This is a genomic window from Microbacterium album (genome assembly GCF_014643695.1).
GTDB classification, from domain to species: domain Bacteria; phylum Actinomycetota; class Actinomycetes; order Actinomycetales; family Microbacteriaceae; genus Microbacterium; species Microbacterium album.
This window is the reverse complement of record NZ_BMJY01000004.1, coordinates 19,364-43,349: the sequence shown is the minus strand read 5'-3', so window position 1 is coordinate 43,349 and position 23,986 is coordinate 19,364. Positions and strand designations below refer to the sequence as shown.

General features: G+C 73.3%; 15 protein-coding genes and 1 pseudogene. 12 read left to right on the top strand and 4 right to left on the bottom strand.

Going from position 1 to position 23,986, the window contains the following annotated elements:
* Positions 1-22: 22 nt before the first annotated feature.
* Positions 23-982 carry a type I pantothenate kinase gene (gene coaA / locus IEX37_RS06635; RefSeq protein ID WP_188755479.1) on the top strand — a complete coding sequence of 320 codons (960 nt, stop codon included), beginning with the start codon at positions 23-25 and terminating at the stop codon, positions 980-982.
* A gap of 113 nt (positions 983-1,095) precedes the next feature.
* On the opposite strand, the gene IEX37_RS06630 is transcribed toward coaA, so the two are convergent.
* From IEX37_RS06630 to IEX37_RS06620, 3 genes are read right to left on the bottom strand one after another with little or no spacing between them, the layout of a single operon-like run.
* Entirely contained in the window at positions 1,096-2,289 is a 1,194-nt protein-coding gene (locus IEX37_RS06630) for a Dyp-type peroxidase (RefSeq protein WP_188755478.1), read from the bottom strand.
* Positions 2,286-3,053: a hypothetical protein gene (locus IEX37_RS06625; RefSeq protein WP_188755477.1), complete on the bottom strand. Its 768-nt coding sequence runs from the start codon at positions 3,051-3,053 to the stop codon at positions 2,286-2,288. The genes IEX37_RS06630 and IEX37_RS06625 overlap by 4 nt, the downstream gene beginning before the upstream one ends.
* A complete protein-coding gene (locus tag IEX37_RS06620) occupies positions 3,050-4,393 on the bottom strand; it encodes a right-handed parallel beta-helix repeat-containing protein (protein ID WP_188755476.1) in 1,344 nt (447 codons plus the stop codon). The genes IEX37_RS06625 and IEX37_RS06620 overlap by 4 nt, the downstream gene beginning before the upstream one ends.
* Positions 4,394-4,722: 329 nt before the next feature.
* Here IEX37_RS06620 and IEX37_RS06615 point away from each other — a divergent pair, with 329 nt between their 5' ends.
* The 11 genes and pseudogenes from IEX37_RS06615 to IEX37_RS06565 all read left to right on the top strand — a co-directional run bounded on the left by IEX37_RS06615 (position 4,723) and on the right by IEX37_RS06565 (position 22,443).
* A complete protein-coding gene (locus tag IEX37_RS06615; protein WP_188755475.1) occupies positions 4,723-11,550 on the top strand; it encodes an SdrD B-like domain-containing protein in 6,828 nt (2,275 codons plus the stop codon).
* A 180-nt stretch (positions 11,551-11,730) separates the two neighbouring features.
* A complete protein-coding gene (locus IEX37_RS06610) occupies positions 11,731-14,409 on the top strand; it encodes a helix-turn-helix transcriptional regulator (protein WP_188755474.1) in 2,679 nt (892 codons plus the stop codon).
* A gap of 2 nt (positions 14,410-14,411) precedes the next feature.
* Entirely contained in the window at positions 14,412-15,695 is a 1,284-nt protein-coding gene (locus tag IEX37_RS06605; RefSeq protein ID WP_188755473.1) for an MFS transporter, read from the top strand.
* Between the two features lie 10 nt (positions 15,696-15,705).
* Complete coding sequence (gene glmS, locus IEX37_RS06600) at positions 15,706-17,559, top strand: glutamine--fructose-6-phosphate transaminase (isomerizing) (RefSeq protein ID WP_188755472.1); 1,854 nt, start codon at positions 15,706-15,708, stop codon at positions 17,557-17,559.
* A pseudogene (locus IEX37_RS06595) lies at positions 17,560-17,910 on the top strand (holo-ACP synthase); the annotation flags it as partial.
* Positions 17,911-18,035: 125 nt separating this feature from the next.
* Entirely contained in the window at positions 18,036-19,142 is a 1,107-nt protein-coding gene (alr, locus tag IEX37_RS06590) for an alanine racemase (RefSeq protein WP_188755632.1), read from the top strand.
* On the top strand, positions 19,139-19,618 hold the full coding sequence (gene tsaE / locus IEX37_RS06585) for a tRNA (adenosine(37)-N6)-threonylcarbamoyltransferase complex ATPase subunit type 1 TsaE (RefSeq protein ID WP_188755470.1): 480 nt from the start codon (positions 19,139-19,141) through the stop codon (positions 19,616-19,618). Before alr ends, tsaE begins: the two co-directional genes overlap by 4 nt.
* 86 nt (positions 19,619-19,704) lie before the next feature.
* Positions 19,705-20,349, top strand: coding sequence for a tRNA (adenosine(37)-N6)-threonylcarbamoyltransferase complex dimerization subunit type 1 TsaB (tsaB, locus tag IEX37_RS06580; RefSeq protein ID WP_188755469.1), 645 nt, complete (start codon positions 19,705-19,707; stop codon positions 20,347-20,349).
* Positions 20,346-20,840 (top strand): ribosomal protein S18-alanine N-acetyltransferase, encoded by a 495-nt coding sequence (gene rimI, locus IEX37_RS06575; RefSeq protein ID WP_188755468.1) that lies wholly within the window; start codon positions 20,346-20,348, stop codon positions 20,838-20,840. The genes tsaB and rimI overlap by 4 nt, the downstream gene beginning before the upstream one ends.
* A complete protein-coding gene (tsaD, locus tag IEX37_RS06570) occupies positions 20,837-21,988 on the top strand; it encodes a tRNA (adenosine(37)-N6)-threonylcarbamoyltransferase complex transferase subunit TsaD (RefSeq protein WP_188755467.1) in 1,152 nt (383 codons plus the stop codon). The genes rimI and tsaD overlap by 4 nt, the downstream gene beginning before the upstream one ends.
* Entirely contained in the window at positions 21,985-22,443 is a 459-nt protein-coding gene (locus IEX37_RS06565; protein WP_188755466.1) for a hypothetical protein, read from the top strand. The genes tsaD and IEX37_RS06565 overlap by 4 nt, the downstream gene beginning before the upstream one ends.
* A gap of 116 nt (positions 22,444-22,559) precedes the next feature.
* Here IEX37_RS06565 and IEX37_RS06560 read toward each other — a convergent pair whose 3' ends face one another.
* Entirely contained in the window at positions 22,560-23,789 is a 1,230-nt protein-coding gene (locus IEX37_RS06560; RefSeq protein ID WP_188755465.1) for a class I SAM-dependent methyltransferase, read from the bottom strand.
* Between the last annotated feature and the right edge of the window lie 197 nt (positions 23,790-23,986).

Sequence of the window (23,986 nt, the reverse complement as noted above, 5' to 3'; positions counted from 1 at the left end):
GGGGGCCGATAGCATGGGCCGGATGAGCGCCGTGTCCGTCCCGCCCGCCCCGCTCTCGCTGTACCGCGAGATCCCGCGCGACGAGTGGTCGCGGCTCGCGGCTGGCATGGACCAGCCCCTCACCGAGCCCGAGGTCGTGCAGCTGCGCGGCCTGGGCGACCGGCTGGACGTCACCGAGGTGCGCGAGGTCTACCTGCCGCTCAGCCGCCTGCTGTCGATCTACGCCCGGACGATCCGGCGGCTCAGCGAGGACATCGGCGACTTCCTCGGCATGCCCGACAAGAACGGCGATCAGGCGACGCCCTTCGTCGTGGGCGTGGCGGGATCCGTCGCCGTCGGCAAGTCGACCATCGCGCGCCTCCTGCGCGAGCTCATGAGCCGCTGGTCCGACACCCCGCGGGTCGAGCTGGTCACGACCGACGGCTTCCTCTACCCCAACGCCGAGCTCGAGCGGCGCGGGCTCATGGACCGCAAGGGCTTCCCGGAGTCGTACGACCGACGGTCGCTGGTCGAGTTCGTCACGAAGGTCAAGAGCGGCGCCGAAGAGGTGCGCGCGCCCTTCTACTCGCACATGAAGTACGACATCATGCCCGACGCGAACGTCGTCGTGCGCCGCCCGGACGTCGTGATCGTCGAGGGCCTCAACGTGCTGCAGCCGCCGCCCGCTCCCAACGACGTCGCGGTCAGCGACCTGTTCGACTTCTCGATCTACGTCGACGCCGACGCCGCCCACATCGAGCAGTGGTACATCGACCGCTTCCTCGCGCTGCGTCAGGCGGCGTTCTCGAACCCCGCGTCGCACTTCAACGTGTTCGCGCACCTCACCGATGCGGAGGCGACCGAGACCGCGCGTGGGTACTGGGACGACATCAACCTGCCCAATCTGATCGAGAACGTGCTGCCCACCAAGCACCGCGCATCCCTCGTGCTGCGCAAGGGCGCCGACCACTCGGTCGAGAGCGTCCTGCTCCGCAAGCTGTGACGGCGCGACCTAGGTAGACCGGTATACTGCTCGGGTGGCGCACCCCCCGCCGCCACGCGAACAGCCCTCACGCACGGACCCGTCCGTGGCGTGGGGGCTGTTCACCTGGCGCGTCAGAACAGCGCGGCGCCCAGTGGATCGTCGCCGGTGCGGCCCGGCAGGACGAGGAACGACGCGCTCGCGGTCGTGGTGACGAACCGCATCAGGTCGTCCGTCTCGTCCAGCCGCAGCTGCGTGCGGACGAACGTCTCGAGGTCGCGCTGGAAGCAGACGAACAGCAGCCCCTCGTCGGGCTCTCCCGCCGTCCCGTTGCTGTAGGCGTAGCCGCGGCGCAGCATGAGCGCGCTGTTCGTGAACGACGGGTGCGCCGCCCGCACGTGCGAGCGGAGCGGCACGAGGAACTCGCCCTCGGGCGTCTTGGCGGTCAGGTCCGCCTCGTCGTGCAGCGAGCCGCCCGACAGGGGCGCGCCGCTGCGGTGCTCCCGTCCGATGACGTGATCGCGCGCCTCGGGCGCGAGCGAGCGGAACGCGGCCACGTCCAGGCGCAGCCGACGTACCACGGCGATCGTGCCGCCCGCGGCCGGGCCGTCCGGGATCCACACGTTCGCGTCGAGCTCGGCGTCGCCGTGCGGCACGATGACGCCGTCGTGATAGCCGAGCGGGTTGCGCGCCACGGTGCCCTCGCCCGCGCCCCGCGTGCCGGACTGGCCCCAGCGGCGGCGGGCGCCGGGAATCGCGTCCAGCACGGCGTCGGTCACGAGGGCCAGGGGCGCCGCGTCGGTCGCGCAGGCCGACACGAGCAGGTCGCCGCCGACGACCTCCGGGCCGATCAGCTCGTCACCCGCGAAGGCCGGGAGCGGATCCGCACCGGGCAGGGCCGGGTCGATCGCACGCACGAGACGCGGCCCGATCCCGATCGTGATCGTCAGGTCGCCGGGCCCGTCGGGCAGGACATCGGGATCCGCGCGACCCGGATCCGTGAGCGCGTCCACCGCGTCGCCCGCGGCCGCGAGCGCCGCCCGGACGGCCGCGGCGTCCGGCTCCCCGTCGAGGTCGGCGACGACCAGCACCGTGTGCCGCTGCGGCGTGTCGGGACGCGCGATCCCCGCCTGGTGCCGGCCGCGCGCGGGGACCGGCCCCGCGCCCTCGCCGGCGGTCGGGAAGTCGTCGCCGGGAGTCGTCGTCGCGCGGGCGCCCAGCAGTCCCGCGAGACCCCCGGCCGCGAGGCCCAGGCTCGCGCCGACGCCGCCTCCGACGAGCAGGCCGCGGCGGCTGATGGTCGGGCCCGACCCGTCGCCGGGCGTCACGGCCCCGCTCCCGGCTCGCCCTGCGCGAACGGGTCTCCGAGGACGACGCCGTCCGCATCGCCGTAGCGGATCGTCGTCCACGCCGCCTCTCCGCCGAGTCGCACGTCCACACGGCTGGCGAGCCCCGACTCGTCGAGCCAGTACCGCGTCGTCGCGGCCTCCGGGTCCGCGGTCGCGCCCGCGACGTCCTCGACGGGCCCGGAGAAGACCGTCAGCTCCGCGCCGTCCACCGTGCGCTCGCCGAGCCACAGGGCGCCGGCCTGCTGAAGCAGCAGCGGGTTCTCCGGCCGATCCGCGCCGAGCGCCGCGACGACCGCCAGGACCGCGTCGAGACGGGAGGCGGCCGGATCCAGCGCGGAGCCGCGCCACGCGGTCGCGAGCGCATCGACGTCCGGGATCGGCAACGGCGCCTCGTCTGCGCCGTCGGGGAGCGCCTGTTCGCCCGCGACCTCGCCGTTCCACAGCAGCAGGGTGGGCACCTCCGCGTCCGTGAGCAGGCCGTACCCCGTGCCGGTCTCGTAGTCGAACCAGCCGTCGAACGACAGCTCCGAGGACTGCTCGACCACGGCGAACGCGACGGACCGGGTCCCCTCCGTGAGGTTGCGCAGGCGCACCGCGGCGAGCTGCTGCGCCTCCGACGACGTGATGGCCCGCGCGTCGCCCGCCGGGAAGTCGTCGCCGGCCGGCTGCGTCGCGCATCCGGCCAGTGCCGCCAGCAGGGCCGCGCCGAGCAGCGCGCCCCACCGGCGCGCACCCCGCCTCATCGGCGGGACCTGTCCGCGAGCAGCCCGGCGTCGGGCACCGCGATGTCACCCAGCTCGGGCGCCCCGATGGTCGAGGGCAGCGTGCGCGCCGGAGCCTCCGGATCCGCCACGCCCGGCTGCGACGGCGGCGCCGGAACGCGCAGGAAGCTCATGCCGGGCGGCACGTCCACCGCCGGCAGCTCGGCCGACGCTGTCGACGTCTGGGGCGCGGCATCCGTCGCGTCGGGCGCGCAGCCGGCCACGAGCTCCGACGCCAGGACCTCGGGAAGCGTCGTGACGGCGTCCCCGTCGAGGCAGGTGCCCCGTGCGGGGGCGCGGTCGGACGCGACGTTGGCGATGTCCACGCCGTTGCCGCCGAAGAGCGAGCCGCGCAGGGCATTCCCGAGGGGCGCCAGGTCCTCCGTGCTGCTGAGCAGCACCCCGGCGACCGGGTTGTCCTCGATGCGGTTCGCCAGGAACTCGTTCTCGGTGCCCGCGCCGATGCCGATGCCGATCCCGAACCCGCCCTCCGCATGGGCGGGGGACTCGGCCTCGGCGTTCCCGGAGACGACGTTGCCCGCGACGACGTTGCCGCGCTGCGGCACGAACGCCTCCTGGTAGTTCGACAGGAACGTCATGCCCACGCGGTTGCCGCTGAAGCGGTTGCCGACGACGTACACGCTGTCGCTCGCGTTGGCGTTCTCGAAGCCCACCGCGTTGTTCTCCGCGACGTTGCCGGTCACGAGGATGTCGCACTCCCGGCACTGGCCCACGTAGATGCCGCTGTCGGCGGAGCCCGAGGCGTACGAGTCGCGGATCACGCCGTGCCGGGCGTTGAAGGCGTACAGGCCGTAGAGGCCGTTGTTGTACGCGGTGACATGGCTGATGGAAAAGCGCTCCAGGGGCGGGAACTGCTCCGGATCGAACGTACTGTAGCCGTCGCCGCCGTGGGCCGTCGGGCCGTTCTCATCGTGGAGACCCGTGACGAGCACGCCGTAGAACGTCGCGCCGGTGACCGTGAGGTTCTCCACGCTGACGCCGTCGGCGATCGCCACCACGCCGAAGGGGCGCATGCCGCCGCCGTCCACGACCGTCTCGTCGCGATCCAGGCCGCGGAGGGTGATCCCCGGAGTGTCGATCAGGACCTCCTCCTCGTACACGCCCGGCGAGACGAGCACGAGCCCGTCCTCGGCGACCGCCGCGACCGCCTCCGAGATCGTCGCCGCGTCCGCCGGCACCCGCACGACCGTGGGGGCCTCCTCGGGGGCTTGGGCCCCGCAACCGACGAGCAGCCCCGCCGTCAGCGCGCAGGTCATCGCGGCCAGGAGGGCACGGCGGAAGGGGGGGAGTTCGCGGGGCATAGGCCGGATGGTAGCAACGCCGGAAGAGAGGCATCTGGCGGCCTGACCGGCATATCGGGAAAAGGGTGAAACGCGGTGTGAAAAGGCGCACAACCGTCAGGGGGCGTCCTCGCGCGTACGACAGCGTGTCATCTCGACCGTGCGTGTAGCGATCCCGACGCCACGCGGTCAACCTGGCAACAGCGCCGAGCACCCACCAGCCGTCACACCCCACGGCGGCTGGTGGGGTGCGTGCGTGCGCGTGCCCGATCACCAGAAGGGTCGAGTGCATGAATCATCCATGGAGCAAGCGCGGGCGCGATAGCGCACTGAGAAGACTGCGCACGGCGGTGTCGACGCTGGCAGTGGCGACGCTGCTCGGCGGAACGCTCGCCGTCGTGCCCACCGCCGCAGCCCAGGCCGCGTCCGGTGCCGTGTCCGGCACCGTGTTCCGCGACTTCAACGGCAACGGCGTCTACGACCGCGGGAACGAACCGCGCAGCGGCATCGCGAACGACGAGGGCATGCCCCGCGTCGTCGTCACGGCGACGGACGGCTCGGGCGACTTCACGGCGTCCGCAACGACCGGCCCCGACGGCTCGTACGTCATCGACACGTCCGACGTCCCCGACGGGACGCCCCTGCGCCTGCGGTTCTCCGGCTGGCCCGCCGGCTATGAGCCGTCCGGCACCAGCGCGGCGGGCACGAACGGCACGAGCGTCCAGTTCGTCGCCGCAGGAGACGAGCGCGCGGACCTCGCCCTCAACATCCCCGTCGACTACGCGCAGGACAACGCCCCCCTGGTGACGGCGATCCAGCGATCGGGATCCCCCTTCGCCTCGGAGGGCGGCTTGCCGGCGTCGATCAACGAGCCCGCGATCGCCGGTAGCCGCTACGACAGGAACTACACCGGCCCGCAGGCGCCCGGCTTCCCGGGCCGCGTCACGCTGGCGACCTACGGCGAAGTGGGTGCCGTCAGCGGCGTCGTGTACCAGAAGTCGAGCAACAGCCTCCTGGCGCTCGCGACGTACAAGCGCCAGAGCGGCCTCGGCCCGCTGGGCCTCGGCGGGATCTACCGCGTCACCGATGTGCTCGACGCGAGCGGCAATCCGTCCGGCGCCGGTGACGTCGAGCCGTGGGTCGACGTGACGACGCTCGGGGTCGACCTCGGACAGGCTCAGACGAACGTCGAGCGGGGTCTTGGCAGCGCCACCCAGCCGGCACGGGACCCGCACGGCTTCGAGAACGCCGGCAAGATCGGCTTCGGCGGCAGCACGCTGAGCGCGGACGGCAAGACCCTCTACTTCGTGAACCTCCACGACAAGCGCCTGTACGCGCTCGACGTGTCGGACCTGGACCGCACGCCGACCGCCGCGGACATCCGCTCGTGGGACCTCGGCCTGACGCACGGGGATCGCCCCTGGGCGGTCGGGATCAACGGCGACCGCATCTACGTCGGCTACGTCTACAGCGGTGAGACCGCCGCCGGCGCACGGCCGGGTTCCTCGGCGCAGGTGCTGGGCATGGCCGCGCACGTCATCGCCGCGCCGCTGAGCGACATGGACAACTGGACGCCCGTGCTCACCGGCGACCTCGGTTACAGCAAGGGCGACGTGTACGACAACGTCCTGGCGCCGCAGTCGCATCGTTGGAACAGCTGGACCGACACGTGGGCCTGGTCCGGTGGCCGTGTGGCGCAGCCCAACGGTGGCTGGCACATCTACCCGCAGCCCATCCTCAGCGGCTTCCACTTCGACGAGGACGGCTACCTCACCCTCGGCTTCACTGACCGCACGGCCCTGCAGGGCGGCAACCGTAACTGGTCCACCAGCTCGACCTACCCCGGCTTCTACGAGACGGGCTCCAGCGGCGACATCCTCATCGCTGCCCCGCTCGGCGACGGCACCTTCGTTCTCGAGCACAACGCGCACGTCGGCGACCGCGTCGGCACGACCGGCGGAGTGAATGAAGGCCCCGGCGGTCGCGAGTTCTACAACGACCGGATCAACGTGGGCGTCGGCAGCACACACCGCGAGATCGCGCTCGGCGCCGTGACCGGCCAGCTCGGCACGCGCACCGTGGTCAGCACCGCCTACGACCCGCTCGCCGGCATCCGCCTCTCGGGCCTGGCGTGGTACAGCGTCAACAACGGCCGTGCGCTCGCCGGCTACGAGCTGACGGTGGACGGAGGGCCCACGGCGAGCCCCGACGGCAACTTCCAGAAGGGCGGCGGCCTCGGCGGCGTCGCGCTGCTGGCGGCCGAGGCGCCCGTCGAGATCGGCAACCGCGTCTGGTTCGACGCGGACCAGAACGGGCTGCAGGACGCGGACGAGCCGGGCGTCGCGGGCGTGACGGTCGAGCTGCGGGACGCCTCCGGCGCCGTCGTCGCGACCACGACGACCGACGCCGCCGGCGAGTACTACTTCCGCTCGAACGACGCCACCCAGCCCTTCGACCCCCGCGGCGACTACACGGTCGCCTTCGTCCTGCCCGAGACCGGCACGCTGAACCTCGGCGGGCCGTTCGGCGAGATCCCCTGGGAGTCGATCCGCTTCACCCAGCAGAACGCGGGGACACCGGACATCGACTCCGACCCCGTCGCGGACCCGGCCTCGCCGCAGTACGGCACGGTCGGGATCACGATCGGCGGTCCGGGGTACAACGACCACCGGATCGACGCGGGCCTGATCGCGAACGTCGCGTTCGACATCGCCAAGCAGGTGACCGTCGGACAGGCGGGAGCGAACCAGGAGTTCGTGTTCGACCTCGAGGCGCGGGACTTCCGCGGGGCGGCCTACGCGCTGAACCCGGCGTCCGTGGCGGTCGCCGCAGGTGACGTGTCCGCGCCCGTGACGGTGCCCGCAGGGACGGCCGTCAAGGTCACCGAGCGCGCCGACGGCTCCGTGCGTCAGGTGAGCATCACGGCCAGCGGCACTCCTCAGGACGGCTACTACCGCGTCGTCGCGGGCGGCCAGGCGTTCCGGTTCACCGCCGAGAACGAGCTCTACCGCCCCGGCACGTTCACGGTCAGCAAGGCCGTGACGGGCGCCGATCTGACGTCTCCCGACTTCGCGGACACGAGCTTCGTGGTCGAGTACACCTACCCGGGTGGCGCGACGCGCACGCTGAACCTCACGGCGGCGAACGGCTGGACCCAGACCTCGGTCGAGATCCCGCACGGGACGGTCGTGACCCTCGAGGAGACCGCGGTGTCCGACGCGCCGGTCCGCTACGGCTTCGACGTGAGCCAGGCGAGCTGGAGCGGCACGGGCGTGACGCCCGGTGCCGACGGCACCGCCACGCTCGTGATCGGCGACGGCACGGACGCGCGGATCACGCTCACCAACGAGGCGACCGAGCGACTCGGCACGTTTACGGTGACGAAGCACGTCGTCGACGCGGAAGGCCGCGTGCCGGCCGGAACGCAGTTCGGCATCGAGTACCGCGTCAAGGGCGCGACCGACTGGATCCCGCTCGGCCTCGTCGGCGACGGCGAGACGACCCCGGCCAGCCCCGCGCTGCCGGTGGGCACGGTCGTGGAGCTCCGCGAGGTGGTTCCGGCGGCGACGCCCGGCTTCGACTGGGGCGCTCCGGCCTTCTCCGGCCCCGGCGTGGTGCAGAACGGCGAGTTCGCCGAGCTGACCATCACCGACACGGAGCCCGTGCAGGTGCAGTTGACGAACCCGACCGATCCCAACAACGGGCGCTTCAGCCTGCTCAAGGAGGTCACGGGCCCCGCTGCGCCGCTGCTGGACCCGGCCACGGAGTTCCACATCGAGTACAGCTACCCCGGTGGCGACAACATCGCTCCGGTGGTGCTCCGCAACGGTGGCATCACCCCCGGCGACGGTCAGGCCTGGCTCTCGCCGGCCCTGCCCACCGGCACGGTGGTGACGATCGTCGAGCAGCCCCTGCCGAGCGACCGCGCGGGCCTGCCCGACGGCGCCCGCTGGCTGACGCAGGAGTTCACGCTCGAGGTGGACGGCGTCATGCGCGCACCCGGTGACAACACCATCGTCATCGGCAAGGACACCACCGTGGAGGTCGTCGTCGTGAACCCGACGGACACCGATCCCCGCGTCGAGATCTCGAAGGGTGACGGCGATGCCGCGACCGGCGTGATCGAGAACGAGGCGGACACGGTCGCCGACGGCGAGACCTATCTCCCCGGCGAGACGCGCGACATCGTGATCCGGGTCACCAACCCGGGCCCCGAGCCGCTGCGCGAGGTGGAGCTGCGCGACGAGACGCTGGCGGGCGAGGTCATCCGCGACCTTGTCTGGAGCATGCCGGACGGCTCCGTCGTGCCCGCGACGCTCGACGGCGGCGTGTGGACGGCCCGATGGGCCGCGACCTTCGGCTCGGGCTCGGGCGTGTGGCAGGTCGGCGACGAGATCGTCGGCACCGCGACGCTGACGCTCGAGGCCGCCGACTCGGCGCACCGCGACCGCGTCAGCGTCACCGCCACGGCCGCCTTCTCGGGTCGTCCGGTGGAGGATGACAACGAGTACAACGCCTTCACGGGCGACATCCAGGTCATCAAGTACGACGGCGAGAAGGCCGATCCCGAGGTCACCGACGCGAACGGCGCCTGGGTCACCCCCGCCAAGCCGCTCGTCGACGCGGAACAGGACGCCAACACGGCGCAGACCGGCGTGAAGTACCCGGTCGACCTGACCCAGAAGGTGCGGTGGGTGGTCACCAACACCGGCACGACGTGGCTGACGAACATCAGCCTGGTCGACGACACGCTCGCGGGTCCGGCCATCGGCGACGACTGGACGGCGGACCTGTCCGCCCACGGCGGCCCCGCGGACTACTCGTTCGTGAACGACGGTCCGTGGCAGGGGCTGCTCGCCCCCGGCGCGTCCTTCTTCGCGGAGGGCACGCTCACGCTGCCCGCGCTGACCTCCCACGCCGACGAGGTGCGGGTCGTCGGGACGGTCGTCGTGCCGCGGACGGATCAGCAGGGCAACCCGACCGACGAGCCCGCGCTCAACGGCGGCGACCCCGTCATCGCGTTCCGCGACGGTGAGCCGTTCACGGTGAGCGACGACGACCCGTTCCACGCGTGGACCGGCGTCGGCCCGATCGTCGAGATCGAAAAGGGCGACGGTCAGGGCACGACCATCGTGAACGACGCCGACACTCTCGCGGACGGCCAGGCGTACACGCCCGGCGAGACGCGCACGATCGTGTTCGACGTGGTCAACGCGGGCGACGAGACCCTCGTCGACATCGTGCTGACCGACGAGACGATCTCGGGGGGCGTCGTGCAGGCGCTCGCGTGGACCCTGCCCGACGGGCGCCACCTCGCCGCGACGCAGAACGGCGACGACTGGACGGCCTCGTGGGCCGGCCCGTGGCAGCCGGGCGAGCGCATCGTCGGCACCGCCCTGCTGACGGTCGGGGAGGGCGTCGCGCCGCACGTGAACCGTGCGACCGTGACGGCCACCGGCCAGGCGTCGGGCAAGCCGGTCACCGACCAGGACGACTACAACGCCTACACGGGCGCGATCCAGGTCATCAAGTACGACGGGAACAAGGCCGACCCGGCCATCGGGAACGCGACGGACGGCTGGGAGACCCCCGGCAAGCCGCTGCTCGACCCCGCGCAGGACGCCAACTCGGCGGACACCGCGGTGGAGTACCCCGTCGGTACGGACAACCGCGTGCGCTGGGTCGTGACCAACACGGGCACGACGTGGCTCACCGACATCACGCTGACCGACACGACCGACCAGGGCCCCGCCATCGGGGACGACTGGACGGCCGACCTCTCGGCGTTCGGCGGCCCGGAGGAGTACTCCTTCACCGAGCACGGTCCGTGGGGCGGTCTGCTGCCGCCCGGTGCGTCCTTCTACGCGGAGGGCACGCTGACGCTGGACCGCAACGAGCAGCACGCGAACACCGTCGACGTGGTCGGCACGGTGGTGGTGCCCGAGCAGGGTCCGGACGGCGTCCCGACGGGGCAGCCGCGCACCGAGAACGGCGAGCCGGTCATCGCGCTGCGCGATGGCGAGCCGTTCACGGTGAGCGACGACGACCCGTTCCACGCCTGGACGGGCGAGGGACCGTGGGTCGACATCGAGAAGGGCGATGGTCGGGGAACGACGATCGCGCACGATGCCGACACCATGCGCGAGGGCGAGCTGTACGAGGTCGGCGAGACGCGGACCATCGTCTTCCGGGTGCAGAACACGGGCGACGAGGACCTCGTGGACGTCGTGCTGACGGACACCACGGTCTCGGGCGGCTCGGTCGAGGGGCTCACCTGGACGCTGCCCGACGGCTCGGCGCTGGCCGCCGAGAAGGTGGACGGCGTCTGGACCGCCGCGTGGGACGGCCCGTGGAAGCCGGGTGAGTGGATCACGGGCTCCGCGACCCTCACGGTCACGGGCGGCGAGCCGCACGTGAACCGCGCGGGCGTGACCGCCACGGGCATCGCCAGCGGTATCACCGTGACCGACCGGGACGACTACAACGCGTTCTCGAGCGGCATCCAGGTGATCAAGTACGACGGCGCCAAGGCCGACCCGCAGGTGAAGGACGGCGACGGCAACTGGATCGTCCCGGCCAAGCCTCTCGTCGACGCCGCGCAGGACGCCAACACGGCGGACGACGCGGTGCGGTACGAGGCCGGCACGCCGGGAACGGTGCGCTGGGTGGTCACCAACACCGGCTCGACCTGGCTCACGAGCGTCGACCTGAGCGACGTGACGGACGCCGGGCCCGAGGTCGAGGCCTGGACGGCCGACCTGTCGGCCTTCGGCGGGCCCGCGGCGTACGACTTCGTCGCCAACGGGACGTGGCACGGCCTCATCCCCCCGGGTGCGTCGTTCTTCGCCGAGGGCCGGCTGACCCTCGCGGCGGGCGACCGTCACGCCGACACGGTCACCGTCGTGGCGACCCCGGTCGTCCCGGCCGTGGACGGGGACGGAGTGCCCACGGGCGATCCGGCCTTCGACGCGAACGGCGCCCCGGTGCTCGTGCTGGACGACGACGGCGCCCCCGTGCGCATCGCCGACAGCGACCCGTTCCACGCGTACGCACCGCCGTCCTCCTTCCTGTCACGGACGGGGATGGACGGGGCGGCCCTGTGGATCGGCGCGGGAGCACTCATCCTGCTCCTGGCGGGCCTGGCGCTGCTGCGGCTGCGCCGGCAAGCCCGGAACTGAACGGTGACGCCGCCCGTGGCTCCTTCCCGGAGCCACGGGCGGCGTCCTGTCCCCTCGGGAGCGTCCTGGATGTCGTATAACAAGCTCGGGAAGCGATATACCGCGCGCCCTCGTATACTGCGACGGCATGCGCCACTTCCCGCGCGCAGTGAACCGACCCGCAGGAGGTGGTGAGGAGTCGTGTACTCGATCCCGCCCTCCGGTGCGGTAGGCGCCCCGCGCCTGCCCCCCGGGGTCGTGCCGCGCCCCCGTCTGCTCTCCCGGCTGGACGAGGGCGCTCCGCTGTGCGTGGTGCGCAGCGCGGGCGGGTCGGGGAAGACGACGCTGCTGTCGCAGTGGGCGGCCGGCTCCGAGCATCCGGCGACCGCGGCGCTCGTGTGGGTGAGCCGCGACGGCGGGACGCAGTCGCGCAGCGGCTACTGGCTGCGTGTGCTCGCCCAGCTCCACGCGGGCGCACTCATCGACGACGCCACGCTCTACCGGGAGATGGCCTCCATCGCGGACGGCCCGGCCGCGATCCCGGGAGCCCTGCGGCGCATCGTGAACGGCCTGGGGCGCGAGCTCGTGCTGCTGCTCGACAACGTCGGCTCGCCCGAGCCCGGCGATTTCTGGGCGGAGGTCTGCGACGACATCGTCGCGCTCGTACGGGACTCGCCCACGACGCGCTGCATCGTGGCGGGCCGTTTCCCCACGCTTCTCGAGGCGCCCTCCGTGCACGCCACCGTCGAGACCACGGTCCTCGGGGACGCGGAGATGGCGCTCGACGACGACGAGATCGGCGCGATCGCGCGCCGCGCGGCCGAGGGCATCGACTCCGCGGCGGAGGACGCGCTGCGCCGGCACGGGTCCTCCCGACACGCCATGTCGCTGCGGTACACGCTCGACCTGCTGCGCCGGTCCCCCGGCACCCTCGGCCGGCTCGCCGAGGGCGACATCGACGCGGCGCTGCGCGACGTCGTCCGCCACGACCTGCTCAGCCGGGTGCGTGACCCCGCCGCGCTGGATTTCATCGGCGCGACCGCGCAATCGCCCGCGGTGGACGTCGAGCTCGCCCAGCGGCTCAGCGGGCGCGACGACGCGGAGCGGCTGCTGAACGATCTGGAGCGCGCCGGCGCGGGGCACTGGACCACCGTGGAGGGGGGCGCCCAGGTCTTCTCCTACAGCGACCACCTGCGACAGGCGGCCGCCGAGGACTACGCCGAGCGCCATCCCCAGCGGGTGGCCGAGCTGCGCCCGACGATCGCGCGGTGGCTGTGGGAGGTGCGCGGCGACGGCCTGGCCGCGTTCGAGAACGCGATCGCCACGGGTGATCTCGACTACGCCACGCACGTCCTGCTGCGCGCACACCCGCTGTCGCGGGAGGACGACCTGCGGGTGTCCGCGCTGCTGCGCACCCTGCCGGCCAGCCAGATCCACCGGCACCCGTTGCTCGCGCTGCGTTACGCGCTGATGCTCAACACCCGGGCCGAGACGCAGCGGAAAGCGGCGGAGTTCTTCGTCTCGGCCGCGACGATGGGCAGGCTGCGCTCCTCGTCCACCCCGCCCCAGGAGCGCGCGATCCACCTGGCGATCGAGAGCGCCGTCTGGCGGCTGCTCGGCCAGGAGCGCCGCATGCGCGACACCGCGGGCCGGGCGCTCGAAGTGCTCGAACAACTCGTCGACGAGGAGCGCGACAACGGGCTGGACGGCATCATGCTCGAGGCGCTCAGTCAGTGCGGCATGAGCCTGTTCTACGCGGGCGAGTACGACCGTGCGCTCGAGGCGCGGCGCGCCCACGCCCGCATGGCCGAGACTCTCGGGCAGCAGCACCTCCGCAACATCGCGTTCGCGAACATCGCCCTCATCCACGCGCTCCGGGGCCGCCTTCACACCGCACGCGAAGCGCTTACGCAGATCCGCCCCGAGCACACGCCGGAGGCCTGGCGCGACGGATATCCGATGGCGCCCGAGCACATCGCGCGCGCCTGGCTGCACCTCTCCAACGGACAGCCGGAGGAGGCCCGCGCCGCGCTCCGGAGGCTCGACCCCCACTTCGACTCGATCGAGCACTGGGAGCTCATCATCAACCCGCTCACGCTCGCGGAGGCGTTCCTCGGGCGTGGGGGCGAAGCGATGTACCGGCTCGAGCGCGTGCTGCACGAGCGCATCGGGCGGCGCACGCTGCCGTCCGTGCGGGATCGGGCCCTGGTGGGCCAGGGGATCGCGAAGCTCGTCTCGGGCACGCTGCGCGGCTCCACCCGGCCCCGCATGCGCGAGAAGGGGCAGGGGCTCGACGCCGTGCTCGGCGCCATCGCCGCCGCATACGACCGCGACGGCGAGCGGGCCGTCACGTTCCTGGCGGAGGCGGAGCGCAACGCGCGCTCGCCGCTGCAGTCGATGTGCGCCGCGGCGGCGGGCATCATCGCGGCCCGCCGCGCGGCGGCCGGGCTCGATCTGGTCGGCTACGGCGTGCGGCTGAGCGTGATCGTCGGGGAGGAGGGCCTCCGCTGGCCCCTGGTACTGCTGCCCGCGGGCGACCGCGAGGCGCTGCTGCACGCCCTCGAGGACACCGGGCGGAGCGACGCGGCGGACAGGCTGCGCGCATCCTTCGCGCTCGTGCCCGCGCTCGTGCCCGACGAGGGCGGCGCGAGCGTGCCGCAGCTCACGCCGCGCGAGCGGGAGGTGCTGCTCGCGCTCGTGAGCACCGACAGTCGAGCGGAGATCGCCGAGCGGCTCTTCATCTCGCTGAACACGGTCAAGAGCCAGTTGCGCAGCGTGTACGCGAAGCTCGGTGCGAGCAATCGCGAGGAGGCCCTCGCCCGCGCCCTGTCGTTCGGGCTCATCGGCGCCGACGACGACGAGCCCGGGCGGGAGGGTTGACCATGCGCCGCGTCGTCGTGCTCGCCGTGATGCAGTGCGCCGCCCTGGGCGCGCTCACGGCGCCCGTTGTCGTGGGGCTCGCGCTCATGATCAGCCGCATGACGGGCGAGGAGGCGGCCCCCGCGACGCTGGCGGCGGTGGGCAGCGCCGGCAGCGTCGCCGCGATGATCGCCAACCCGCTGTTCGGATGGTGCGCCGACCGCACCGGCGGGCGGCGCTGGTGGCTGATCGGCGGCGCGCTCGCGGGCGTCGCAGGAAGCGCCGCACTGCCGCTCGCGCAAGATCCGTTCACGCTGGGGGCGCTGTGGGCGTTCACGCAGGTGGCGTACAACGCGTGCTTCGGGGCCATCAACGGCCTCGTCTCGATCGGCCTCGCGCCGTCCGAGCGCACGCGCGCGGCCGGTCTGTTCGCCGCGGCGTCCTTCATCGGCACGCTGCCGGGGATCGCGGTGGCCGCGCTCTTCCCCACCTCGGTCGTCGCGCTGTCGATCACGATCCCCGCGGTGACGGCCGTCGTCGTGCTCGTGCTCGCGCACCGGATCGACGAGCCCGAGCGGACGAAACGGGCGGAGGACTCCGTCCAGGCGCGCTGGGCCGGGGTGCGGGAGACGATGAGCCGCCCGTTCGCCGCCGTGATGGCGATCCGCTTCGTCATCTCGGTCGAGGTGACCGCCGGGCTCCTGTTCGCCCTGTTCCTCTTCACGTCCCGCTGGGGGATGGCCGAGGATGACGCCGTGCGTCTGGTCGCGCTCTCGACGCTGATGGGCGCGATCGGCGTCGTGCTCGGCTCGCTCGCCCTGGCCCTGACCCCCGCCGCGCGCATGGACGCCCGGATCCTGCTCGCCGGCGGGCTCGTCCTGCTCGCGGCGGCCATGGTCGTCCGGGGGCTCGCGGCGACGACGACCCTGTTCGTGGTCGGCACGTTCGTCGCGGGCGTCGCGATCGGCATGGCCACGACCGCCACGCGGTCGCTGGCCCACGGCGTCCTGCCTCCCGAGGACTCGGGGCTCGGCCTCGGCCTGCTGGGCTTCGTGAACTCGTTCGGCACGGTCGTCGCGCCCGCCATCGCGGGAGTCCTGCTCGTCGCGGGCGGCGGGCTCGGCCTCATCGACGCGTACGGCGGGATGTACGTGCTGCTCGCGGTGCCCGTGCTGGCCCTGCTCCTGCTCGTGCGTCCCGCCGGGGCCCGCGTCGCGCACCCCGAGGCCGATCCCGGTGCCGCACCCGAGGCGGCGGCGTCCGGCACGCCGGGCCCTCGCGGCGGGGACCCAGGCGGCGGACTCTAGGATTACCCGCATGTGTGGAATCGTCGGATACGTCGGCCCTCGCGACAGCCAGGACATCCTGCTCGCCGGCCTCGCGCGGCTCGAGTACCGGGGCTACGACTCGGCGGGCATCGCCCTGATCGACGGGGACGGCTCGCTCCACAGTGCGAAGAAGGCCGGCAAGCTCGCCCGCCTCCGCGACGAGCTGCTGTCCCACCCGATCGCCGCGGGCACGACCGGCATCGGACACACGCGATGGGCGACCCACGGCGGGCCCACCGACGTCAACGCGCACCCCCACCTCGCCGACGACGACCGCCTCGCGGTCATCCACAACGGCATCATCGAGAACTTCGCCGAGCTCAAGGCGGAACTCATCGCCGAGGGCCACGCCTTCCGCAGCGAGACGGACACCGAGGTGGCCGCCGTGCTGCTCGGGCGCGAGTACCGCGCGCACGGCTCCGACCTGGTGGCGGCCTTCCGCGCCGTGGCCCGCCGCCTCGAGGGCGCGTTCACGCTGCTCGCGATGCACCAGGACCACCCGGGCCTCGTCGTCGGCGCGCGCCGCAACTCGCCGCTGGTGATCGGCCTCGGCGACGGCGAGAACTTCCTGGGCTCCGACGTCGCCGCGTTCGTCGAGCACACGCGCCGGGCGGTCGCGATCGGCCAGGACCAGATCGTCGCGATCACCCCCGACGGCGTCACCGTGACCGACTTCGACGGCGCGGAGGTCGAGTCCTCGCCCTTCGAGGTGATGTGGGATGCGTCCGCGGCGGAGAAGGGCGGCTGGTCGAGCTTTATGGCCAAGGAGGTCGCGGAGGAGCCCGAGGCCGTCGCGAACACCATGCGGGGCCGCGTGCAAGACGGTCAGATCGTCATCCCCGAGCTGGACGGGATGGACGAGCTGTTCGCCGGCGTCTCGCGCATCGTGATCGTCGCCGCGGGCACCGCCGCGTACGCGGGGCTGGTCGGCAAGTACGCGATTGAGCAGTGGACGCGCATCCCCGTCGAGGTCGAGCTGGCGCACGAGTTCCGCTACCGCGATCCGATCGTCGGCCCGGACACCCTCGTCATCTCCATCAGCCAGTCCGGCGAGACGATGGACACGCTCATGGCGGTCAAGGAGGCCGCGCGCCTCGGGGCCAAGACGCTGTCGATCTGTAACACGCAGGGGGCGACCATTCCCCGCGAGTCCGACGCGATCGTGTACACCCACGCGGGCCCGGAGGTCGCCGTCGCGTCGACCAAGGCGTTCGTTGCGCAGATCACCGCGCTGTACCTGTTCGCGCTGCACGTCGCGCGCATCCGTGGCACGCTGTCGCCGGAGACCCAGGCGGAGCAGATCGCCGAGCTCTCGGCGCTGCCGGCCAAGATCCAGTGGGTCCTCGACAACGAGCAGGAGCGCATCGAGCAGTTCGCGCACTGGATGGCCGATACGCGCTCCGTGCTCTTCCTCGGCCGTCACGTGGGCTACCCCATCGCGCTCGAGGGCGCGCTCAAGCTCAAGGAGCTGTCGTACATCCACGCCGAGGGCTTCGCGGCGGGCGAGCTCAAGCACGGACCCATCGCGCTCATCGAGCCGGGGCAGCCCGTGTTCGTCATCGTGCCGTCGCCCAGCGATTCGCCGGTCCTGCACTCGAAGGTCGTGTCGAACATCCAGGAGATCCGCGCGCGGGGGGCGCGCGTGATCGCGATCGCCGAGACCGGCGACGCCGCCGTGCTGCCGCACGCCGACGAGGTGCTGCGCGTCCCCCTCGCGGCGCCGCTTTTCGCGCCGATCCTCGCGGTCGTGCCGCTGCACATCTTCGCCATGGGCCTCGCCAACGCCAAGGGGTTGGACGTCGACCAGCCGCGCAACCTCGCCAAGTCCGTCACCGTCGAGTAGATGATCGTCGGGATCGGCGTCGACCTGGTCGACATCGAGCGGTTCGAGCGCAGCATGGCGCGCACGCCGCGGCTGCGGGAGCGCCTGTTCACGCCGGCCGAGCGCGACCTGCCGCTGCGCTCCCTGGCCGCGCGGTACGCCGCCAAGGAGGCGCTGATCAAGGCGCTCGGCGGATCCGACGGCGTGCGCTGGTCGGAGATCGAGGTCGCGCGCGAGGGCGAGCGCCGTGCGCCGCAGTTCGCCGTCTCGGGCTCCACGGCTCAGGTGATCGCCGCGCGCGGCATCACGGCGCTGCACCTGTCGCTGTCGCACGACGCGGGCTTCGCGCTCGCCTACGTCATCGCGGAGGGAGCCGTGCCCGTGGACGGCGCCGGACGCATCGACGGCCCCCTGCTGGTTGGGCAGGGGAGCGGCGACCCGGACGAGCTCCTCGACGTCCCCGAGCCGGAAGACCCGGAGGAGCCGAGGTGACCGCGATGCGCGAAGCGCTGATCGACCTGACCGCGATCGAGCACAACGCCCGCGCGCTGCATCGCCTCGCCGGCACACGCGAGTTGATCGCGGTCGTCAAGGCCGACGGATACGGGCACGGGGCGCTCGCGGCGGCGGGCGCCGCGCTCGCCGGGGGAGCCACGCGCCTCGCCGTGGCAGACCTCGCCGAAGCGGTCGCGCTGCGGGCCGGCGGCATCGACGCTCCGCTGCTGGCGTGGCTGCACGCTCCGGACGAGACGTTCGCGCAGGCCGTGGCGCAGGGCATCGAGATCGGGATCTCCAGCCTCGACCAGCTGTTCGCGGCAGCGGCCGCGGGCGGGGTCGCGCGCGTGCACCTCAAGCTTGAGACGGGCCTCGCACGCAACGGCATCGCGCCGCAGGACTGGTCTGCCGTCTTCGCCGAGGCCGCGCGCCTCGAGGCGGACGGCGCCCTGCGGGTCGAGGGCGTCTTCAGCCACCTGTCGAACACCTCCGCGGAGGACGACCGCGTGCAGGTGCGACGCTTCGAGGTCGGCGTCGCCGCCGCCCAGGCCGCAGGTCTGCAGCCCCGGGTGCGCCACCTCGCGGCGACGGCCGCCGCCATCGACCTGCCCGAGGCGCGTTTCGACGCCGTGAGGATCGGGATCGGGCTCTACGGGCTCTCGCCCTTCGACGACCGAGACTCGGCCGCGCTCGGGCTGCGCCCGGCGATGACGCTGCGCGCCCGCGTCGCCGCCGTGCGCCGCGTGCCGGGAGGGCACGGCGTGTCGTACGGCTACGTGCACCGGACGGAGGACGACTCGACGCTCGCGCTCGTGCCCCTCGGCTACGCCGACGGTGTGCCGCGGCAGGCGTCCGCGGCCGGCCCGGTGTCGATCGCGGGGGAGCGCTTCCGCCTCGCCGGACGCGTCGCCATGGATCAGTTCGTCGTCGACGTGGGCGACCACCCCGTGTCGGTGGGCGACGAGGTCGTGCTCTTCGGGGATCCGGCCGCGGGCGCCCCGTCCGCCACCGAGTGGGCCGAGGCCGCCGGCACGATCAACTACGAGATCGTCACGCGCATCGGACCGCGCGTCCCGCGCGTACCGGTGCGCTCCGCGGAGGACGGATGATCCCGGACGACCTGCTCGGGCGGCACGAGATCGCCACGGCCGCCGACATGGAGCGGCTGGGCGAGCGGATCGGCGCGGGGCTCGTCGCGGGCGACCTGATCGTGCTGACCGGTCCGCTCGGCGCGGGCAAGACGACGCTCACCCGCGGCATCGCGACCGGGCTCGGCGTGCGCGGCCCGGTGCAGAGCCCGACGTTCGTGATCGCGCGCACGCACCCGTCGCTCCGCGGCGGTGCGCCTCTCGTCCACGCCGACGCCTACCGTCTCGAGTCCGCCATGGAGCTCGACGACCTGGACGTCGACGTGGACCGCTCCGTCACGATCGTCGAGTGGGGCCGCGGCAAGGTCGAGGGCCTGCGCGGCCACTGGTGGGACATCGAGATCTCCCGCCCCGTGGGCGCCGTCGAGACCCCCGACGAGGCGGAGCACCTCGACGCCGACGCCCCCCGCGTCGTCACGATCACCCCCCTCCCCTGACCCGGCCCGCGGAGCGGGGGAGACGGAATCGGGGCGGGCCGCCGCGGGCGCGGCTTCCCGTCAGGGTGCGCGGATACGCTGGAGAGGTGATTCTCGCGATCGACACGTCGATCGGCTCGACCGTGGCCGTGGTCGAGCCGTCCGGTGACGTGCGCTCGCTCGCCGAGAGCGCGGATGCGCTGGGCCACGCCGAGATCATCGGAGAGCTGCTCGAGCGTGCGCTCGCCGAGGCCGGCATCCCGAGCGACGGCATCACCCACGTCGCGGCGGGCATGGGGCCGGGCCCGTTCACGGGACTGCGCATCGGCATCGCCGCGGCGCGCGCGTTCGCGCTCGGACGCGGCATCCCCGTCGTCCCCGTCGCCAGCCACACGGCGGCGGCCCTGCGCCACATCCGCGAGCACGGCGACGCCCGGCCGTTCGCGATCGTGACCGACGCGCGCCGGCGGGAGAACGCGGTCTCGGTCTACGCGGGCACCGACGAGCACGGCCTGCCCCGCCGCGTCGCCGGCCCGGAGCTGCGTCCCCGCGCGACCGACCTCGCCGCCGATCCGCTCCTCGCGGATCGTGCCGCGGAGATCGTCGAGGTCGGCGCCGTCTCGGCGGCGGACGTCGGCCGGGTGGCCGCGCTCGCCCTCGCCTCGCGCGTCGAGCTGCCGGACACGGAGCCGCTGTACCTGCGCTCGCCCGACGTGACGCTGTCGGCCGGACCGAAGCGGGTGAGCGCATGATCCGCCCCGCCGATCCGAGCGACCTCGCGGCCATCATGGCCCTCGAGCGGGCGTCGTTCCCCACCGACGCGTGGTCCGAGGCCATGATGCGGGACGAGCTGAACAGCCCCCACGGCCGCTACGTGGTCGACGAGCTCGCGGGCCGGATCGTCGGCTACGCGGGGCTTCGCGTGCTGCCGGGCTCGCGGGACGCGGACGTCCAGACGATCGCGATCGCCGAGTCGGCGCGCGGCCGCGGGCGGGGCAGGGCGCTGCTGCACGCTCTGCTCGAGGAGGCGCTCTCCCGCCGCGTGCGCGAGGTCTTCCTCGAGGTGCGGGCCGACAACCCGGTCGCGCAGGGGCTGTATGCGTCGGAGGGCTTCGCGGAGCTCGCACGGCGCCCGCGCTACTACCAGCCCGACGACGTCGATGCCGTCGTGATGCGGCTCGACCTGGAGGCGTGGGCAGCGGCCCGCACGCCGGACCCCGCCGAGGCGGGAGCATGCACATGACGCAACCGGGGATCGACAGGGGGGACGTGAGCGAGTCGTCATCCGGGCCGCTCGTGCTCGGCATCGAGACGAGCTGCGACGAGACGGGCATCGGGATCGTCCGCGGCCGCGTACCGGGAGCCTCGGGGCCGCGCGGGCGGCACACGCTGCTGAGCAACACGATCGCCAGCAGCATGGACGAGCACGCCCGCTTCGGCGGCGTGGTGCCCGAGGTCGCCGCTCGCGCTCATCTCGAGGCGCTGCAGCCGGCGATCGAGCACGCGGTCGCCGAGGCGGGCATCCGGCTGTCGGACGTCGACGCGGTCGCGGTGACCAGCGGCCCGGGCCTGGCGGGGGCGCTGATGGTGGGCGTCGGGGCGGCCAAGGCGCTCGCGGTGTCGCTGGGCACGCCGCTCTACGCCGTCAACCACCTCGTCGGTCACATCGCGGCGGACGTGCTCGACGCGGACGCCCCGCCCCTGGAGTACCCCACGGTCGCGCTGCTGGTCTCGGGCGGGCACACCTCGCTGCTGCTGGTGCGAGACCTGACCCGCGATGTCGAGCTGCTGGGCGAGACGATCGACGACGCGGCGGGCGAGGCCTTCGACAAGGTCGCCCGTCTCCTGGGCCTGCCCTACCCGGGAGGGCCGGAGATCGACCGCGCCGCCGCCGAAGGCGATCCCGAGGCGATCCGCTTCCCGCGCGGACTGTCGCGCGCGAGCGACATGGCCAAGCACCGCTACGACTTCTCGTTCTCGGGGCTCAAGACCGCCGTGGCCCGCTGGGTCGAGCAGCAGGAGGCCGCGGGCGCGGCCGTGCCGGTCGCGGATGTCGCTGCGGGCTTCCGCGAGGCGGTCGTGGACGTGCTCGTGACGAAGGCGCTGGACGCGTGCGCCCAGCACGGGGTGCCGCGGCTGCTGCTCGGCGGCGGTGTGATCGCCAACCGCCGGCTGCGGGAGGTCGCGCTCGCGCGCGCGGAGGCGGCCGGGGTGACGGTGCGCATCCCGCCGCTTCGCCTGTGCACGGACAACGGCGCGATGATCGCGGCGCTCGCCGCCGAGCTCATCGCGGAGGGCCGGGCCCCGTCGACGCTCGAGTTCGGGGCCGACTCGACGCTGCCGGTCACCCAGATCCAGGTCGCCCCCCGCGCGGTGGTGGAGGCGCGATGACCGATCCGGCCGTGCTGCAGCCGCGCGGGCTCGGCGGCCCCGCCGGGCTCGCCGGACGGGTCGCCCTCCCGACCGCCTCGGCCCGTCGCGGCGAGGCGGAGGAGCCGGCACCCGACGCGGCGTCACCGGACGCGCGTTCGGATCCCGGCGAGGCGCCCGCGCCCATCACCGGATCCGTCGCCCGCGGCAGCGCGCCGCCCCCGCGCCCGCGCCCTCTCGGTGCCTGGGCGCTCGTCGTGTCGATGTTCGCGCTGTCGCTGTCGTGGTTCGTCGGCTGGGCGCTGCCGCTCGCCGTCGCGGGCGTCGTGCTCGCGATTGTCGCGCTGACCCGTCGCGGCGTCAAGCGCGAGCTGGCCTGGTGGGCGCTCGGGCTCAGCCTCGGCGCCGTCGGCTGCAGCCTCTTCTGGATCTGGTGGGCGACGCAGGCCGTGAGCGAGACCCCCGGCGTCCTCTGACGTCCCCCGGCCCACGCGCGAGCATCCATCCCTGCGCCGACAATCCGTTCTCGCGCCGACAATGCGTGTGGTCGACGCATGCTCGGCGCGGGGACGGATTGTCGCGGGGGCGGGGGTCAGGGGCGCGGGATGCGGTCGGCGAGGATCGCGAGGCGCTTCCCGGCGACGCGGGTGAGCAGGAGCGTCGCCGCGTCGTCGCCCTTCAGCCCGAGGCGGGTGCGCAGGGCGGCCGGGTCGACGTCGACGCCGCGCTTCTTGATCTCGAGGGAGCCGATGCCGCGGGCGCGCAGCGCCTTCGCGAGCGGTTTGGTGTCGGCCGGCAGGACCTCCCGCACGCGGAACGACGACACGAACGGGCTCGTGGCCGGGGCGTCGCCCGAGAGATAGGCGATGCCGGGCGCGAGGGGACCCGCCTGCAGCGAGCGGGCGACGTCACCGACGAGCCGGGCACGGATGACCGACCCCTCCGGCTCGTGGACGAACGCGCCCAGCGGACGCACGGGCTCGTCCTCGGCGTCGGCCGGCGCGGTCAGCTCGTGCGCCTCCTCTCCGCGCAGCACGAGCGCGGAGCGGCCCACCCCTGCACGCGCGAGAATGCCCGTCCAGACGACCAGCTCGACCGTGGATCCGTCCACGCTGACCCACTGTGTCTCGACCGGGTGTTCGTCCGTCCCGTGCGGCAGCGCCGTGCGATCGTGCCCCGGCCCGAGCTTGACGCCCGCGGGCATGCGCCCCGCGACGTCGAACACCCAGTCGAGCGCGGGGGAGTACTCCGCGGCGGCCACCCGCGAGGTCTCGCGGTGCCCCGCGGTGCGACGCGCCGGATCCAGCCAGACCGCGTCGACGCCCGCGAGATCGACCTCCTCGGCGCGCGCCGCGCGCACCTCGACGCCCGCGCCGCCCGCCGTGTCCTGACGGAACGGCGCCAGGTTGTAGGCGGCCAGCGCAGCGGTGACCGGATCCGCGTCGACCGCGAGCACATCGAGGCCCAGGGACGCGAACGCGAGGGAGTCCCCGCCGATGCCGCAGCCGAGGTCGGCGACGCGTCGGATGCCGCTGTGCCGCATGCGGCGGGCATGGTGCGCCGACACCGTGATGCGCGTCGCCTGCTCCAGCCCGGCGCGCGTGAAGAGCATGCGTCCGGCGAACGGCCCGAACTTCGCGACCGCCCGCACCCGCAAGCGCGCCTGACCGACCACGGCGGACACCAGGTCGGGGGAGTACCCGGCGTCGCGCAGGCGCGACACCGCGCGCGCGACGTCGGCCGCAGTCTCGACGGGATCGAGCCCGTCCAGCAGCGCGAGCCCCTCCCGGGTGAGCAGGGCGTCGAGCTCGGCCGGATCCATCCCCCCAGCGTATTCGGCCCGCGCGCGACCGGCCGTGCCCGCGGCGTGACGGGCAGATGAATCTGTTGGCACTCGCGTTGCGCGAGTGCCAACATCCCTCCTAAACTGCTGTTAGCACTCTCGGGGTGAGAGTGCGAAGCCTCCTCATCTGGCTCGCCCAGGCTGTGGAGCAGAGTCTTCCCGTACGAAGCACAGGA